Genomic DNA, 15,324 nt, shown 5'->3' with positions numbered 1-15,324 from the left:
CCCGGACAGGATGTCCGGGCCTTTTGCGTTCCAGGTCGGGTGTCCAACCTTTTGGTGCGCCGCGTTGCCACCCAACAGCCTGATCGGACTCGGGCGGCCTCGCGCATTTGCCCGATGCGACGTCAGGCCCCCAGTTCGACCCACGCCGGCGCGTGGTCGCTCGGGCGCTCCCAGGTGCGCGGCTCGCGGTCGATGCCGGCGGCGGCACACCGCGTGCGCAGCGCGTCCGAGACCAGGGTCAGGTCGATGCGCAGGCCGAGGTTGCGGCGGAACGCGGCCTGGCGGTAATCCCACCAGCTGAATTCGCCCGCGGCGTCGCTGTGCAGGCGGAAGGCATCGTGCAGGCCGAGCGCGCACAGGCGGCGCAGGCCGTCGCGCTCGGCGGTGGAGGTGAGGATGTGCTCGTCGTTCCACACCGCCGGGTCGTGCACGTCGCGCTCGTCCGGCGCGATGTTGAAATCACCCAGCACCACCAGCTCCGGATGGCGTTGCAGTTCCTGCGCGATCCAGTCGTGGACCGCCTCCAGCCAGCGCAGCTTGTAGGCGTACTTGTCGGTGCCCACGTCCTGGCCGTTGACCACGTACAGGTTGACGATGCGCACCCCGCCCACGGTCGCGGCGATCACTCGCTTCTGCTCGTCCTCAAAACCGGGGATGCCGATCTGCACGTCCTGCGCCGGCTCGCGCGAAAGGATCGCCACGCCGTTGTAGGTCTTCTGCCCGGCGAACACGCTGCGGTAGCCCGCGCCGATCAGCGCGGCGTCGGGGAAGCGGCTGTCTTCCAGCTTGGTCTCCTGCAGGCCGACGATGTCCGGCGCGAACGTCGCCAGCCACTGCTCCAGGTGCGGCAGGCGGACGTTGAGCGAATTGACGTTCCAACTGGCGATCTTCATCCGCACAGTCTAGTCGGCGGCGATGGCATGATGGGATTTTCCATCCCCGACCGGCCTTTCCATGTCCATCAGCCCGTCCGTCATCGACCTGCGCAGCGACACCGTGACCCGGCCCACGCCCGCGATGCGCGAGGCGATGGCGCGCGCCGAGGTGGGCGACGATGTCTACGGCGAAGACCCCACCGTCAAGGCGCTGCAGGCGCGGCTGGCTGGCGACCTGGGGTTTGAGGCCGGGCTGTTCGTGCCCAGTGGCACCCAGTCCAACCTGCTGGCATTGCTGGCGCACTGCGAACGGGGCGACGAGTACATCGTCGGCATGGACGCGCACACGTACCGTTACGAAGGCGGTGGCGCGGCGGTGCTCGGCTCGATCCAGCCGCAGCCCCTGGTGCAGGCCGCCGACGGCAGCCTGCCGTTGGACGCCGTGGAGCAGGCGATCAAACCCGATGATCCGCATTACGCGCGCACGCGGCTGCTGTGCCTGGAGAACACCTGGCACGGGCGCGTGCTGCCGATGGACTACCTGGCGGCCGCGCGCGCGCTGTGCGACCGGCGTGGCCTGTCGCTGCACCTGGACGGTGCGCGCCTGTTCAATGCTGCCGTGGCGCTGGGGTTGCCAGCGCGCGCCATCGCCGGCCACTTCGACAGCGTGTCGGTGTGCCTGTCCAAGGGTCTGGGCGCGCCGGTAGGTTCGGTGCTGCTGGGCTCACAGGCACTGATCGTGCGCGCGCGGCGCTGGCGCAAGGTCGCCGGCGGGGGCATGCGCCAGGCCGGCATCATTGCCGCGGCCGGCCTGCACGCGCTGGACCACCACGTCGCCGCATTGGCCGAAGACCACGCGCGCGCGGCGCGGCTCGCGGCCGCGCTGGAAGGCCTGTCGGCGGTGCGGCTTGCAGCGCAGCACACCAACATGGTGTTCATCGACGTGACGGACGGACGAGTGGACGCCTTCCGCACGCACATGGAGGCCTCCGGGGTGCGCGTGTCGGTGGGCTACACGCCGCGGGTGCGCCTGGTGCTGCACCGTGACGTCGACGACGCGGGCGTGCAGCGCACGATCGAGGCGTTGCGCGCCTTTACCGGTTGAGCGCGTTAACCGCCCTTACTTCGACAACCAGCGGATCATGCGGTCGATGGGGCCGCGATACGGCGGCTTGAGCCAGTCGCTGGCGGCGAAACGGCGCTGGCGCAGCACCGGCAGCGCCTTGCTGAAGGTCTCGAAACCGTGCCGGCCGTGGATCGCACCGATGCCGCTGGCGCCGATGCCACCGAACGGCAGGCCGTGCGCGCCGAAATGCAGCAGGGTGTCGTTGACCGTGACTCCGCCCGCCAGGGTGTTGGCCAGGATGTGCTCGACGCGGCCCCGGTCATTGCTGAATGGGTACAGCGCCAGTGGCCGCTCCAGCGCGTTGATGCGCGCGATTGCCTCGTCCAGGTTCTGATACGACAGCACCGGCAGGATCGGGCCGAAGATCTCGTGGCGCATGACCTCGGCGTCCATTGCCGGCTCGATGACCAGCACCGGCGGAAACAGGTGCTCCTCCTCGATCAGCGCGGCGTGCCGTTGCGCGGCGTCGGCGAAGGGCTCGATCACGGTGTGGCCGCGTTCGCGCGCATCCGCCAGGTAGCCGTGCAGCCGACGGAACTGGCTTTCGTTGATGACCCGCGTGTACGCGTCGGTGTGGACGAAATCGTGGCCGTAGCGCTGGCGCAGTTCGTGCACCAGCGCATGCACCAGCGCGTCGCGGCGCGCCGCATCGACCAGCACGTAGTCCACGCCAATGCAGGTCTGGCCGGCGTTGAACCATTTGCCGGTGGCGATGCGCGCGGCGGCGGTGCCGATCGGGAAGTCGGCGCAGACCACCGCCGGCGCCTTCCCGCCCAGCTCCAGCGTCACCGGGGTCAGGTTGGGCGCGGCGGCAGCCATCACCTTGCGCCCCACCGCAGTGGAGCCGGTGAACAGCAGGTGGTCGAACGGCAGCGCGGCAAAGGCGGCGCCCACCTCCGCGCCACCCAGTGCCACGGCCACGCGGCTGGCGGGGAAGACGTCGGCCAGCAACTGGCGCAGCCAGGCACTGGTGCGCGGCGTGTGTTCGGAGGGCTTGAGGTAGACGTGGTTGCCGGCGGCAATCGCGGAGACCAGCGGCACCAGCGCCAGGTTCACCGGGTAGTTCCACGGCGCGATGATCCCGACCACGCCCACCGGCTCATAGCGCAGTTCGGCGGTGGCGGGCCACAGTTTCCAGCCCACTGCGGCGCGTTGCGGCCGCGTCCAGCGCCGCAGGTGGCGCAGTGCGTGGTCGATCTCGGCCAGCGTCACCATCGCCTCGGAGATCAGGTTCTCGTGTTCGGAGCGATGCCCGAAGTCGCCGCGGATCGCCGTGTCCATGGCCGGTACGGCGGCGCGAAAGGCGTCGCGTAGCCGCTCCAGGTCACGGCGGCGCTGGGCGAGGTCGGGCTTGCGGGCCTGCCAGGCCACGCGCAGGCGCTCGCGCGTGGCGGCCAGTTCCTGGGGCGTGGTGTCGGCGGTGATGTCCATACGGCCGAGTTTAGTCCCATCCCTGGCCCGTGCGTCGAGCGCGCCGGCCGCCCAAAAGGGCACGCCCCTTCACACGAGCCGGCTACCGGCGGGCACCGATGGCGGCCGTCCGCCGGCCCCGCCCCGGCATCGGTACGGGCGTAAAATCGCCGGATGACCCTGCGCCCCTACCTCGAGCATTTCCCTGTCACCGGCGAGCGCGTGTACGTCGACCCGGCCGCCACCGTCATCGGCGACGTCGTGCTGGGCGACGATGTGTCGATCTGGCCGGGCTGCGTGATTCGTGGCGACGTCAACCACATCCGCATCGGCGCACGCACCAACGTGCAGGACGGCACCATCGTCCACGTGACGCACGAAGGGCCGTACACACGCCCGGGCGGGCTGCCGACGCTGATCGGCAACGACGTGACCATCGGCCACGGCGCGATCATTCACGCCTGCACCGTCGACGAGTTCGCGCTGATCGGCATGGGCGCGCGCCTGCTGGACGGCTGCCACGTGCAGCGCTTCGGTTTCGTCGGCGCCGGCGCGGTGGTGTCACCGGGCAAGGTCGTGGGCGAGGGCGAGCTGTGGCTGGGCAGCCCGGCGCGGTTCGCGCGCAAGCTGACCGAGCGCGAGCTGGAACAATTGCAGTACAGCGCCGGCCACTACGTGCGGCTCAAGGACCACTACCTCGGCATGGCGACGGATGCTCCGCGGATCGTCCGCTGACCGTGAAGTGACGCCGGGGCCTTAGCCGCACAGGGCTGGGACATCCTCCAAGTGCTCACCGCACGGACGGTGGCAGCGTTGGTTCTGACCGGCGGGACGGCGACAACGGTGACCTCACGGCCGCGTCTGAAGCTCCAGCAGATCGATCAGGCGGAAGGCCTCTTCCCGCGATTGCCCGCACAAGTCCGGAGCCGGCTGCAGTGAGGCGCAGAAGGCCGGCCGTTCGGGCTTTCCGAACAGGCGGCAGCGAAACGCGTCATCCAGCTGCACGCACGGCACGCCCGCCGGCTTGCCATCCGGCATGCCGGGAATGGGCGAGGTGATGGAGGGCGCGATGCAGCACGCGCCGCAGCGCGCGCGGCAGTCCATGGTCGCGGGCGTCAGTCCGCGGTGACCAGCGCGTCATCGCGCTCGCGCAGGGCGGCGTAGACCTCGTCGGTGTACGGGCGCACGCCGTGCCAGCGCTGGAAGCTCTCGGCGGCCTGCTCGACCAGCATGCCCAAGCCGTCGATGACGAGGTGGGCGCCCGCGGCGCGCGCCCACGCCAGGAACGGGATCGCGGCCTCGCCGTAGCTGAGATCGACGGCGTCGCAGCGCGGCGCCAGCAGCGTCCCGGGCAGCGGCGGCAAACCGGTGCCACGTGCCGCCGAGGTGGCGTTGATGATCAGGTCGAAGTTGCCCAGTGCGCCGATGTCGTCGAAGTAGCGCGGGTGCACGCGGTCCGGCTCGCCCAATGCATCGGCCAGTGCGTCCACGCGGCTCGCGGTGCGGTTGACGATGTACAGGCTGGCGATGCCGGCATCGAGCAGGGTCGGGGCCACGCCACGCGCCGCGCCGCCCGCGCCGATCAACAGCACCTTGCGACCGCGCAGGTCGCGGCTGTGGCGCTCGGTCAGGTCGCGGACCAGGCCGGCGCCGTCGGTGTTGTCGCCGTCCCAGCCCGTGGCAGTACGGATGAGGGTGTTGACCGCACCGGCGCGACGCGCCCGCTCACTGAGGTTGTTGCAGATGCTGGCGGCATGTTCCTTGTGCGGCAGGGTCACGTTGGCGCCCGCACCACTCTCGGCGGCGAAGGCTGCCAGCGCCGCATCGAAGTCTTCCGGCGCCGCATCGATCGCGGTGTATTCCAGCGCAATGCCGGTCTGCCGCCCGAATGCGGCATGAATGCGCGGCGACAGCGAGTGCGCGACCGGGTGGCCGATGACCGCGAATCGTTTTGCAACGGCGTTCGGATTCGACATGGCAATTCCCTCGCTAGACTGCGTGGCACGTACCCAGGAGACGCACGATGCGGCGCAACCCGGCCTTCGTTGGATCCAGTCTACTCCCGCTGTTGCTGGTGGGCGGCACCGCCTTCGCCCTGTCCGAATTCGGGATCGAGGGCATGGGCGTGGTGTCCACCAAGGCCAACGAGGTCCGCGCCACGGTCAGCCCCGACGGCCAGCGCATCGTCTGGGGCAGCCCCGATCGCGCGGGTGGCCCGGGCGGCGGCGACCTGTGGCAGGCGACGATGAAGGACGGCCGTTGGCAGGACCCCGTGCCGCTGCCGCTGAACACCGCGCAGCACGAGTCGGCGCCAATGTTCAGCGCCGATGGCCTATGGCTGTACTTCGCCAGCAACCGCGCGGGTGGCCGCGGTGGCGACGACCTGTACCGCGTGCCCGTGCGCGGCGGCAATTACGGCAAGCCCGAATCCCTCGGCCCCAGCGTGAACACCGCCGGTGACGAAGGCGCCCCCGCGCCCAGCCGCGACGGCCAATCGCTGCTGTTTGCCAGCAACGGCCAGGCCGGCGCGCGGGGACACGACCTGTTCAATGCCCGCTGGGATGGCGCCGCGTTCGGCAAGGCCAAGCCGGTGCCCGGGGTGAACACCGGCGATGATGAGTTTGATGGCGCCTGGCTCGGTGACGGCGAGGCAATCGTCTTCGCGCGCTCGAACGATGCGGCGACCAAGCCCATTCAGTTGCAACTGGCGCAGTGCGATGGCCGGCGTTACGCCGGCATCGCGCCGCTGAAGCTGTCATTCAACACCGATACGGGCACCACCCGTGGCCCGATGGTGGAGTGGAACAAGCCGGGTGAACTGCTGGTCACCAGCAGCGCACGCGCGCCGCGCGCCGGCGGATTGGACCTGTACCGGATGAAGGCGCCGGCCGTGACGGGCAAGCGCGGCTGCGTCGATTGAGCGATGTCCCGAAGGAGTGTCCCGTCTGCGTGGGCTCGGACCGGGTGCGTGCCGTGCAATGAAAAACCCGCCGGATGGGCGGGTCTTTCGTGAACACGCGGTGAGGCAACCTCGCGTGCGTCAGGAGGCCTCGCGCAGCCACCGCGCCGCGTCGAGCGCGAAGTAGGTCAGCACGCCATCGGCGCCGGCGCGCTTAATGCTGGTCAGCGCCTCCAGCGCGCAGCCGCGCTCGTCGATCCAGCCGTTGAGCGCGGCGGCCTTGAGCATCGCGTACTCGCCGCTGACCTGGTAGACGAAGGTCGGCGCGCCGAACTCGTCCTTGGCGCGGCGCACGATGTCCAGGTACGGCATGCCCGGCTTGACCATGATCATGTCGGCGCCTTCGTCCAGGTCCAGCGCGATCTCGCGCATGGCCTCGTCGGAGTTGGCCGGGTCCATCTGGTAGGTGTACTTGTTGCCCTTGCCCAGCGCCCCGGCGCTGCCGACCGCGTCGCGGAACGGGCCGTAGAACGCGCTGGCGTACTTGGCGCTGTAGGCCAGGATGCGGGTGTGGATGTGGCCTTCGACCTCCAGTTCGCCGCGGATGGCACCAATGCGGCCGTCCATCATGTCGCTGGGCGCGACCACGTCGGCGCCGGCGCGCGCGTGCGAGATCGCCTGCTTGACCAGCGCCTCGACGGTCTCGTCGTTCATCACATAGCCGCTGTCATCCAGCAGGCCGTCCTGGCCGTGCACGGTGTAGGGGTCCAGCGCGACGTCGGTGATCACGCCCAGTTGCGGAAAGCGCTCCTTCAGCGCACGCACCGCGCGCTGCGCGAGGCCGTCGTCCTGCCAGGCGGCCTCGGCGGTTAGCGACTTGGCGTCCGGTGCGGTGACAGGGAACAGGGCGAGCGCAGGCACGCGCAACTCGCTGGCCTGTTCGGCGACCTTGAGCAGTTCGTCGATCGACAGGCGCTCAATGCCGGGCATGGAGGCGACGGCTTCGCGCCCCTTCAGTTCGTGGACGAAGACCGGGTAGATCAGGTCGTTCGCGGTGAGGACCGTCTCGCGCATCAGCCGGCGCGAGAACTCGTCGCGGCGCATCCGCCGCGGGCGCGTGTAGGGGTAGCTCATGGGCCGGCATTGTACGCCCGGCGACCCGGGCGGGCTTGATCGCGATCAGGCGGCATGGCCGGGACGTCGGGCGCGCGCGGGCGCCTGGACGCACGCCGTCCTTTGTCTGGCGCGGCATTTGACAAGGGTCAATGCACGCGGCCGGGAGCGGGCTAGGATGTCGTCATCCTCGCCACGTCGTGTACCCCGCCATGGATCTCAGCAACCCCGGTCGCCGTCGTTTCCTTGCCTACTCCGCCGCCGCCGCGGCCATCCCGCTGGTGCTCAAGGCGTTGCCGGCGCAGGCCGCCCCTGCCGCGCTGCCCAAGCTGACCGCTGCCAATCCGCAGGCCAAGGCGCTGGCCTACACCGAGAACGCCGCTGCCGTGAAGCACCCGGTGTTCAAGGCCGGCAGCAATTGCGCCAACTGCACCCTGTACAAGGGCGCCAAGGGCCAGGCCTACGGGCCGTGCACGCTGTTCCCGCAGAACACCGTGGCCGCCAAGGGCTGGTGCAGCGCCTGGGCGAAGAAGGCCTGATCCGCGCGAGCGGATGAGCGATCCGGTCGCGGGGCGGCCGGCAATCCTTCGGACTGACCTGCGCGGGCGCGCGCCGATGCGTGCGCCCGGCGGCTACGCGCTGCTCAGATGACGCCGCCGCCGATCCCGAGGCGGAAGATGGCGACGATGATCACCAGGCCGTTGAGCACGAGGCCCGCCTTGGCCCGCCCGCGGTGCCCCGAGCGGCTGACCAGGATGCCGATGGCGGCAATGATCGCCCCGACGGCGGCGAACGGGATCAGGAACCAGTTGCCCCACCCCAGCAGCGGCACCAGCGCCACGATCATCCACAGCATCGCGACGATGCCCCACAGCAGGCTGATCAGTCCCATCCCCAAATCTCCATGGCATTGGCGCAGGCGCCGGTGCCGTGATCATGCCGCATTGCCGGCCGGTGCGCGGACTCAGCCGCCGTGCACGCCATCGATCTCCACGCGCAATTCGCGGCGGCACACGGCGCCGTGCAGCACGATCCGCGGCACCGATGACGGCAGGCGCTCGGCCAGGGCCGCGGCCACGCGCGGCAGCTCGGCGGCATCGCGCACGTAGACCTTGAGGCGGCTGTCGGGGCCGAAGGCTTCCGGCAGCTTGGGACGGGTCGCCCGCGCGCGCTCGATGAGGTGGTCGAGGTTGACCAGCACCTCGTCCAGCTGCGCTTCGACCGAATCGCGGTGCTGCGATTCATGGCCGACGATGGCCGCGGTGCCCGACAGCATCAACGGCATCGCGCTGGCGGCCGGTGGCAGCATCGCGCGGGCAAAGCCAGGCGGTTGCGGCCCGTATTGGCGTGGGTAACGCCATGCGCTGACCTGCCGCGGGTTCTCCAGCGGCGTGCCGGGGGTGCGGGCGGCGAGCCAGTACACCTGCAGGCGGCGCTCGCCGTCGACGCGGCCGATGGCCGTCGCGGCCGGCAGGGTACCGGGTTCCACGGTGCCCAGCGCACGTGCGCGGCCCACGCAGAAGCGGCGGTAGCGCTCGGCGTCGCCGTCACCGCTGGTGATGCCGTCGAGGTAGTTCCACATCCGCAGCAGGTGCGGGTAGCCGCGCGCGGCGATGAACGCCGACAGGCGGCGGTAGATCGCCTCGGTGGTGCGCTCGATGTCGCTGTCGTCGTCGCCCGGGAGCTCATCCAGCTCGATGGCGCCGAACTGAAGCGTGCCGTCCTCGGCCCAGGCGACGTCGCCGTCGTGCCCGCGGGTCACCGGGCCGGCCACGCGCCAAACTTCCAGCGGGGCTGGGCCATGGGGCTGCAGCGACACGCGCAGGTAGCGCGGGTCCGCGTGTTGCGGCGCGTCGCGGCCGAAGCCGAACACGGCCAGCGTGTCGTCGCGCGCCAGCAGCGCGTCGAGGTCAGCGTCGGTGTAGTCCACCGCCCAGCGTGGGGAGGGCGTGGACGGGGTGGGGGCTTCGGCCTCCGGCGGGCAGCCGGCGGTCGGGTGCGGTGAAGTCATGCCGACATGATACCGGGCGCCCCCCGGGCGCAGCGGGATCCGGTTCAGGCGTGCGGAGTATGCTCGGAACACCCTGCCGAGCCCTGCTGCCATGCTGCCGCGTCGACTGCTGTCCGCCCTCGTCCTGTCCGTCCTGCTGCTGGGCGGCTGCGCCAGTACCCACCGGGTGATCCTGGCGCCACCGCGCCCGGCCATCGCCGTCGAGCAGGTGAAGGTCTACCACGTGGCCCCGAAGCGCTTCGAAGAGATCGCGCGGCTGGAGTCGTCCAGTGCGATCGGTTTCGGTACGGCCGGACAGACCGATGCGGCGATCCTGCGGCTGCGCCGCGAGGCGGCGAAGCTGGGGGCCAACGGCGTACTGCTGCTGGGCGTGGGCAGTATCGCGCCGCCGGTGTCGGTCGGAGTGGGTACCGGCGTGCACCGCAGCCACGTGGGCATCTACGGTGGCGTGGGCATCCCCACTACGCAGCGCCAGGCCGTGGGCGTGGCGATCCATGTGATCGAGGAGTAACGCGTCAGGACGGGGCGGGCGAAGCGCAGGCGGTGCGGTCTCGACCCGTTCAGCGCGTGGCGACCGGCTGTGCTTCGGCCGGCGCCGTGAACTCGCCGCTCGGATCGTCAATCAGGGGCGGATTGGCGCGGATGCTGCGATACACCGACCACATCCCCCCGCGGCGCAGGACCTGCGCGACCACGTGCGAGGTGATGCGCCCCAGGTCCTGCAGCGGGCGGAAGTGACTCGCACGGAACTGTTCCTCGCCGCCGGCCTGCTGGTAGCGCGATTCGATCGGCACCGACACCACGCGCGTGCCCAGCTGGCGCGCCGCGGAAATGAGGATTTGCGCTTCGAACACGAAGCCCTCGCCGGGGATGTCCCGCAGCGCGCACACCTCGGCCGGGTAGAAGCGCTGCCCGCTCTGCGTGTCGGCGATCTGGTAGCCGGTGCCCCACGCGATGCCCCAGTCGCCGAAGCGGTTGGCCAGCTTGCGATACAGCGGCGCCTGCGCGCGCTTGCGCAGGCGCGCGCCGATCACCAGGTGGCGGGGATGGCGGTTGGCCGCGTCAAGCAGGCGCGGGATGTCCTCGGCGCGGTGCTGGCCGTCACCGTCCATGGTGACCACGCCACGCAGGCCGCGCTGCAAGGCCTCGTTGAAGCCGGTGCGCAGGCTGGCACCCTTGCCGCGACGCGTCGGGTGGCGAACCACCGTGATGGGCAAGTCGGCGATGCAGGCGGCCGTGCCGTCGTCGGAACCGTCGTCCACCACGATCACATGGTCGCTTTCGCGCAAGGCGGCTTCGACCACGCCGCGGATGCGCAGGGATTCGTTGAGGGCGGGGATGACAACGGCGACGTTGTGGCGATCGAGCATGCGCGGTTCCGGCGTGAAGTAGCGACGGAAGCCCTGTGCGACGTGTCGTAGGGCGACTTGGAACCGAGTATAGGCAGTGGTGCGTGAGGAGGAAGCCCACGCCCGCCCAGTCCGGTCGCCCCGTTCAGGCGGGCCGCGCACCTCGCAGGGGTGCCTGGCGGGTCGCCGCGTGCGACCCGCGCGCCGGAAGGACGCAAGGCAGGCCGCGGCTGACGCCCTTCTGGGCTGGGGCGCGTCGGTGACGGTGCCCGCCACCGACGCGCCCGTGTGCATCAGCTGCGCGGCGTGGCCTTCTGCGCCGGCACGAACACTTCGCGCACCGCCTTGGCCAGCTGGTCGGGCGGCAGCAGCCCTTGGTCGAGCAGGAAGTCGTTGAACGCCTTGCGGTTGAAGCGGTCGCCCAGCGCGACTTCGGTCTCGGCGCGCAACGCCATGATCCGCGAATAGCCGTAGAAGTAGCTGCCGGCCTGGCCCGGTGAGTTGACGGTGTAGCGGTCCACTTCCTGGCGCGCCATCGCCTTGCTGAAGCCCACCTGCTCGGTCAGCACCTTGAACGCGGTGTCGCGGTCGGTGAGGCCGAGGTTGAGCATCGGGTCGAGCATCGCGCGTGCGGCGCGCAGCAGGCGGAACTGCAACGCGATCAGTTGCCCTTCGAGTGGTTCGAACGGGACCATCTCGGCCTCGGCGTACAGCGCCCAGCCTTCGACATTGACCGAGTTGAATGCGTACAGCGTGCGCGCCAGCGACACGCCGCGCTCGACCATGGCGGTGAACTGCAGCTCATGGCCGGGGCGGCCTTCGTGCGCGGTCAGCGTCCATGCGCCGGCCGGGTAGTTGAAGTCGTCATACGCGCCATCGGCACCGGCGTTGGGGTTGCCCAGCGGCAGCACGAAGGTGCCCTGCTGGCCGGTGTTGCCGACCAGAGGCGCCGGCAGGAAGTGCGGTGCGGGCTGCGCGGCGCTCTCGGCCTCGGAGCCCAGGCGCATCTGCATGGGACGCTGGGGCAGCGAGACCACGTCGTGCTTGGCGATCAGGCGGTCGAGCTCCGGCATCACCGTGGTGCGGTAGAACGGTTCGATCTGGTCGTTGGCCAGTTGCGGCTGCTTGAGCGCCTTGATCACGCCGATGTAATCGGTGGCGGCGATGCCCTTCTTCTGGGCCACCAGCGGCGCCAGCTGCTGCATGGCGTTGCGGGTTTCCATGAATTCCAGCTGCGCGCGCTCGATCAGCACGCGCGGGTCGATGTCGATGCCGACGTTCTTCAGCGAGAGGGCGTACAGCTCGTCGGGCAGCTGGTAGGTGGCGCGCGCGGTGGGCAGCACGGTCGCCTTCGACCACGCGGCATAGTCGTTGAGCTGTTTGTCCAGTGCGTCCATCGCGGCGTCGGCGCCTTCGACCTTGTACTTGGCGAACAGGCCGCGGATGCCCTTGAGGTAGGCGGGCAGGTTGTCGATGGATTGCTGCACCGACAGCTGGGTGGGCTGCAGCAGGCCGGCTTCGCCACGTTCCTCGTAGCGCTGGCGCGCCTGCAGGGCCAGCGGCGTGCTGCCGGCGGCCTGGCCGACATAGCGCTGCAGGCGCTTGAGCGCCATCGCGCGGCGCTCGGGCGGAGTCTGGTCGCTGAGCAGGCCCTGCATGCCCTGGAACACGGCCTGGCCAACGTCGGCGAACGGCCGGGTCAGGCGCTCGTTGACTTCGCTGGCCTCGATGGCGTCGTCGGCGGCCTTGATCAGGATTTCGAGATCCTGGCGGACGTTGGGATCGCGTTCCAGTTGCAGCTTGGTCGAGAGTTCGGCGCGCGCCTTGGCCGTGGCCGCGCGGAAGCGCTTGCCGTTGTCGGGACCGAAGTCGAAGGTCTTGTCGTCGTAACCGGGGATGCCGAAGAACGACAACTGCTCGGGCATGAACTCGCCCTGGGCCTTGAGCAGGATCCCGGTGTACTCGTTGCTGCGCGCGACCCAGGCCGGAGCGGCCTTGGCGGCGGGCGCCTTGGCTGCGGCGGTGGCGAAGGCGGGTGCGAGGTGCGCGGACGCGGCGAGGGCCGGCACGGGCGCGAGCAGCGCCACGGCGATGGCAAGAACGAGCGGCTTGGTCATTGGGGTGGCCCCGGGGCGGAAAGGCCCCCAGCATCGCTGCCGGGGCCCCTGTGGGCCATCTGCTGAAGGTCACGGTCGTGACCGCCGGACGTCACCCGTCCATCTGGCAAGAGTGCGCCGCCGGGGCAGGACGCCCCGGCGGCGTGGCGGTCAACGTGCGGCCGGCTTCAGGCAGCGCCCGAAGAAGTCCTCGGTCAGGCGGAAGCGGTGCAGCAGGTCGGCGCCGCTGAGGCCGTGCTTGGCACCCGGGTAGGTCATCAGCTCGAACGGCTGCGCGCGCTTCTGCAGGGCGCTCATCAGCACGGTGGAGTTGCTGAACAGCACGTTGTCGTCGGCCATTCCGTGGATCAGCAGCAGCGGCGACTTGAGCCCGTCGATGTGGGTCAGCACGCGCCCGTCGCGGTAGCCGTCCGGGTTGGCCGCCGGCAGGTTCATGTAGCGCTCGGTGTAGTGCGTGTCGTACAGGCCCCAGTCGGTGACCGGTGCACCCGCCACGCCGCAGGCGTAGCGGTCCGAGGCCTTGGCCAGCAGCATCAGCGTCATGTAGCCGCCGTTGGACCAGCCGTACACGCCGATGCGCTGGCCGTCGACCCACGGCTGCGCCTGCAGCCAGTCCACGCCCTTGAGCTGGTCCTCGACTTCGACCGTGCCCTGCACGCCATACAGCGCGCCGCCGAACGCCGCGCCGCGGCGCGGGGTGCCGCGGTTGTCCAGCGAGAACACCACGTAGCCCTGCTGAGCGAGGTACTGGTTGAACCAGTGGTCGCCGCGGCCCGGCCAGGCGCGGGTCACGGTCTGCGTGGCGGGGCCGCCGTAGACATAGACCACGACCGGGTACTTCTTCTTCGGATCGAAGCCGGTCGGTTTGATCACGCTGTAGTGCAGCGGCGTGCGGCCATCGGCGGCGGTGAGGGTGCCGTACTCCACCGGGCGCTGCGCGTCGCGGTAGGGCGCGTACGGGTGCTTGGCGTCGGCCAGGTCGTTGGCCAGCAACGTGGCAATGGGCGTGCCGAAGTTACGGACCAGCTCCAGTTGTGGTGGTGTGGTCGGATTGGACCAGCTATCCACGTACACGCTGGCGTTGGCGGCGAAGGTGGCGTTGTGCACGCCGTCGGCCTTGGACAGGCGTTCGATCGGGCCACCGGCCAGCGGCACGCGGTACACCTGCACGTCCAGCGGGGTGTCCATGCCCGCGCTGAAGTAGGCATACCCCGTGGGCTCGTCGACCGCCAGCAATGCATCGATCGGCCATTCGCCCGCGGTCAACGCAGTGGCGCGGCCATCAGTGTCGATCACGTACAGATGCTCGAAGCCGCTGCGCTCGCTGCTCCAAAGCAGGCGGCCGTCCTTGAGGAAGCGCAGGTCGCTGTGCAGCGGCACCCAGGTCTTGCTGGTTTCGGTCAGCAGCACGCGTTGCTGGCCACTGGCGAGATCGGCTTCGACCAGATCCAGTCGCTTCTGGTCGCGCGACTGGCGCTGGAAGGTCACGTGTTTCGCATCGCGCCAGTCCACGCGCGCCAGGTAGATATCGGTCTCCGGGCCCAGGTCGATCCACGTGGGCTTGGCGCCGGCCTTGGGCGCGATCACGCCCAGCTGCACCAGCACGTTCTTGTCGCCGGCGGCCGGGTAGCGCTGCTCGATCACCTCGGTGCGGTCCGGGTAGACCTCGTAGCGTTTCTGCACCGGCACCGGGCTCTCGTCGATGCGGGCGAAGGCGATGGCGCTGTCGTCCGGGGCCCACCAGTAGCCGGTGTGGCGGTCCATCTCCTCGTCGGCGACGAATTCGGCCACGCCGTTGCCGATCACCGCGCTGCCATCCTTCGTCAGCTGCGCGCTCTTGCCCGTGGCGAGGTCGATCACCCACAGGTTGCGCTCGCGGATGAAGCTGACGAAGCCGCCCGTGGGCGAGAGCTTGGGGTCGGTGGCGAAACCTTCGCCATTCGTCAGCTTGCGCACGCCGGCCTTCCCGGGCTTGGCGAGGTCGTAGAGGTACAACTCGCCGCCCAGCGGGAACAGCAGCTGCTTGCCGTCCGGCGACCACTGGTAGTCGACGATGCCGCTGAGCGAGGCGATGCGCTGGCGTTCGCGGCGCGCCTTTTCCTCGTCGCTGAGCACCTCGGCACCGGGCAGCACATCATTGGAGTCCACCAGCAGCGCGGTGGTGCCGGTGGCGATGTCGTAGGCCCACAGGTCGAGGCGGTTCTTGTCCGCATCCTTGCCGCGCAGGAAGGTCACGCGGCTGCCGTCCGGGGCGACCTTGGGCTTCATCAGGCTCGGCCCGGACAGCGACGTGCTGCCGGTGATGGCTTCGAGGGTGAGCTTGCCGGGCGCCGGTGCGGCGGTGGCGGCCAAGGTGGCGGGGGCGATCATCGACATGGCGAGCAGGCTGGCGGCGAGGCCGCGGCGGACGGTGTGGTTCATGGC

Annotated in this window: 15 protein-coding genes; 5 read left to right on the top strand and 10 right to left on the bottom strand. The window is 70.1% G+C overall.

Annotation, left to right across the window (positions count from 1 at the left end; all coding sequences use genetic code 11):
• Positions 1 to 122: 122 nt before the first annotated feature.
• Positions 123 to 893, bottom strand: coding sequence for an exodeoxyribonuclease III (gene xth, locus ACYVBS_RS03495; RefSeq protein ID WP_460821814.1), 771 nt, complete (start codon positions 891 to 893; stop codon positions 123 to 125).
• A gap of 61 nt (positions 894 to 954) precedes the next feature.
• Between xth and ltaE the strand changes: the two genes are divergently transcribed.
• Entirely contained in the window at positions 955 to 1,980 is a 1,026-nt protein-coding gene (gene ltaE, locus ACYVBS_RS03490; RefSeq protein ID WP_460821813.1) for a low-specificity L-threonine aldolase, read from the top strand.
• Between the two features lie 15 nt (positions 1,981 to 1,995).
• Here the strand turns inward: ltaE and ACYVBS_RS03485 are convergent, their stop codons facing one another.
• Positions 1,996 to 3,432, bottom strand: coding sequence for an aldehyde dehydrogenase family protein (locus ACYVBS_RS03485; protein ID WP_460821812.1), 1,437 nt, complete (start codon positions 3,430 to 3,432; stop codon positions 1,996 to 1,998).
• 153 nt (positions 3,433 to 3,585) lie between these two features.
• Between ACYVBS_RS03485 and ACYVBS_RS03480 the strand changes: the two genes are divergently transcribed.
• Positions 3,586 to 4,146: a gamma carbonic anhydrase family protein gene (locus ACYVBS_RS03480; protein WP_460821810.1), complete on the top strand. Its 561-nt coding sequence runs from the start codon at positions 3,586 to 3,588 to the stop codon at positions 4,144 to 4,146.
• A gap of 114 nt (positions 4,147 to 4,260) precedes the next feature.
• On the opposite strand, the gene ACYVBS_RS03475 is transcribed toward ACYVBS_RS03480, so the two are convergent.
• Entirely contained in the window at positions 4,261 to 4,515 is a 255-nt protein-coding gene (locus tag ACYVBS_RS03475) for a YkgJ family cysteine cluster protein (RefSeq protein ID WP_460821809.1), read from the bottom strand.
• A gap of 11 nt (positions 4,516 to 4,526) precedes the next feature.
• Positions 4,527 to 5,387 carry a shikimate dehydrogenase gene (gene aroE, locus ACYVBS_RS03470; RefSeq protein WP_460821808.1) on the bottom strand — a complete coding sequence of 287 codons (861 nt, stop codon included), beginning with the start codon at positions 5,385 to 5,387 and terminating at the stop codon, positions 4,527 to 4,529.
• 47 nt (positions 5,388 to 5,434) lie between these two features.
• Here aroE and ACYVBS_RS03465 point away from each other — a divergent pair, with 47 nt between their 5' ends.
• On the top strand, positions 5,435 to 6,331 hold the full coding sequence (locus ACYVBS_RS03465; RefSeq protein ID WP_460821807.1) for a TolB family protein: 897 nt from the start codon (positions 5,435 to 5,437) through the stop codon (positions 6,329 to 6,331).
• Positions 6,332 to 6,451: 120 nt separating this feature from the next.
• Here the strand turns inward: ACYVBS_RS03465 and hemB are convergent, their stop codons facing one another.
• Entirely contained in the window at positions 6,452 to 7,444 is a 993-nt protein-coding gene (gene hemB, locus ACYVBS_RS03460) for a porphobilinogen synthase (protein WP_460821806.1), read from the bottom strand.
• A 191-nt stretch (positions 7,445 to 7,635) separates the two neighbouring features.
• On the opposite strand from hemB, the gene ACYVBS_RS03455 reads away from it, so the two are divergent.
• Entirely contained in the window at positions 7,636 to 7,962 is a 327-nt protein-coding gene (locus tag ACYVBS_RS03455; protein WP_460821804.1) for a high-potential iron-sulfur protein, read from the top strand.
• Positions 7,963 to 8,066: 104 nt separating this feature from the next.
• On the opposite strand, the gene ACYVBS_RS03450 is transcribed toward ACYVBS_RS03455, so the two are convergent.
• Together ACYVBS_RS03450 and ACYVBS_RS03445 are read right to left on the bottom strand one after the other, a co-directional pair.
• Complete coding sequence (locus ACYVBS_RS03450) at positions 8,067 to 8,315, bottom strand: hypothetical protein (RefSeq protein ID WP_460821803.1); 249 nt, start codon at positions 8,313 to 8,315, stop codon at positions 8,067 to 8,069.
• Between the two features lie 72 nt (positions 8,316 to 8,387).
• Positions 8,388 to 9,434, bottom strand: coding sequence for a chorismate transformation enzyme, FkbO/Hyg5 family (locus ACYVBS_RS03445; RefSeq protein WP_460821802.1), 1,047 nt, complete (start codon positions 9,432 to 9,434; stop codon positions 8,388 to 8,390).
• A 91-nt stretch (positions 9,435 to 9,525) separates the two neighbouring features.
• On the opposite strand from ACYVBS_RS03445, the gene ACYVBS_RS03440 reads away from it, so the two are divergent.
• Entirely contained in the window at positions 9,526 to 9,945 is a 420-nt protein-coding gene (locus tag ACYVBS_RS03440) for a hypothetical protein (RefSeq protein ID WP_460821801.1), read from the top strand.
• Positions 9,946 to 9,994: 49 nt separating this feature from the next.
• Here the strand turns inward: ACYVBS_RS03440 and ACYVBS_RS03435 are convergent, their stop codons facing one another.
• The 3 genes from ACYVBS_RS03435 to ACYVBS_RS03425 all read right to left on the bottom strand — a co-directional run bounded on the left by ACYVBS_RS03435 (position 9,995) and on the right by ACYVBS_RS03425 (position 15,321).
• The gene (locus tag ACYVBS_RS03435) at positions 9,995 to 10,804 is read right to left on the bottom strand and encodes a glycosyltransferase family 2 protein (protein WP_460821800.1); all 810 of its coding nucleotides are present in this window, start codon (positions 10,802 to 10,804) and stop codon (positions 9,995 to 9,997) included.
• 272 nt (positions 10,805 to 11,076) lie between these two features.
• A complete protein-coding gene (locus tag ACYVBS_RS03430) occupies positions 11,077 to 12,900 on the bottom strand; it encodes a DUF885 domain-containing protein (protein ID WP_460821799.1) in 1,824 nt (607 codons plus the stop codon).
• A 150-nt stretch (positions 12,901 to 13,050) separates the two neighbouring features.
• Positions 13,051 to 15,321 (bottom strand): S9 family peptidase, encoded by a 2,271-nt coding sequence (locus ACYVBS_RS03425; protein WP_460821798.1) that lies wholly within the window; start codon positions 15,319 to 15,321, stop codon positions 13,051 to 13,053.
• Positions 15,322 to 15,324: the final 3 nt, after the last annotated feature.

It is taken from the genome of Lysobacter olei, from assembly GCF_054777355.1.
The sequence above is the reverse complement of the archived record's forward strand: the minus strand, read 5'-3'. Positions and strand labels throughout refer to the sequence as shown.

What these genes read in the sequence shown, in the direction of transcription:
- hemB (WP_460821806.1), bottom strand. Translation starts at nt 7,444, where the DNA reads ATGAGCTACCCCTACACGCGCCCGCGGCGGATGCGCCGCGACGAGTTC.
- ACYVBS_RS03440 (WP_460821801.1), top strand. Translation starts at nt 9,526, where the DNA reads ATGCTGCCGCGTCGACTGCTGTCCGCCCTCGTCCTGTCCGTCCTGCTG.
- ACYVBS_RS03425 (WP_460821798.1), bottom strand. Translation starts at nt 15,321, where the DNA reads ATGAACCACACCGTCCGCCGCGGCCTCGCCGCCAGCCTGCTCGCCATG.
- ACYVBS_RS03430 (WP_460821799.1), bottom strand. Translation starts at nt 12,900, where the DNA reads ATGACCAAGCCGCTCGTTCTTGCCATCGCCGTGGCGCTGCTCGCGCCC.
- ltaE (WP_460821813.1), top strand. Translation starts at nt 955, where the DNA reads ATGTCCATCAGCCCGTCCGTCATCGACCTGCGCAGCGACACCGTGACC.
- ACYVBS_RS03480 (WP_460821810.1), top strand. Translation starts at nt 3,586, where the DNA reads ATGACCCTGCGCCCCTACCTCGAGCATTTCCCTGTCACCGGCGAGCGC.
- ACYVBS_RS03475 (WP_460821809.1), bottom strand. Translation starts at nt 4,515, where the DNA reads ATGGACTGCCGCGCGCGCTGCGGCGCGTGCTGCATCGCGCCCTCCATC.
- ACYVBS_RS03445 (WP_460821802.1), bottom strand. Translation starts at nt 9,434, where the DNA reads ATGACTTCACCGCACCCGACCGCCGGCTGCCCGCCGGAGGCCGAAGCC.
- ACYVBS_RS03435 (WP_460821800.1), bottom strand. Translation starts at nt 10,804, where the DNA reads ATGCTCGATCGCCACAACGTCGCCGTTGTCATCCCCGCCCTCAACGAA.
- ACYVBS_RS03450 (WP_460821803.1), bottom strand. Translation starts at nt 8,315, where the DNA reads ATGGGACTGATCAGCCTGCTGTGGGGCATCGTCGCGATGCTGTGGATG.
- xth (WP_460821814.1), bottom strand. Translation starts at nt 893, where the DNA reads ATGAAGATCGCCAGTTGGAACGTCAATTCGCTCAACGTCCGCCTGCCG.
- aroE (WP_460821808.1), bottom strand. Translation starts at nt 5,387, where the DNA reads ATGTCGAATCCGAACGCCGTTGCAAAACGATTCGCGGTCATCGGCCAC.
- ACYVBS_RS03455 (WP_460821804.1), top strand. Translation starts at nt 7,636, where the DNA reads ATGGATCTCAGCAACCCCGGTCGCCGTCGTTTCCTTGCCTACTCCGCC.
- ACYVBS_RS03465 (WP_460821807.1), top strand. Translation starts at nt 5,435, where the DNA reads ATGCGGCGCAACCCGGCCTTCGTTGGATCCAGTCTACTCCCGCTGTTG.
- ACYVBS_RS03485 (WP_460821812.1), bottom strand. Translation starts at nt 3,432, where the DNA reads ATGGACATCACCGCCGACACCACGCCCCAGGAACTGGCCGCCACGCGC.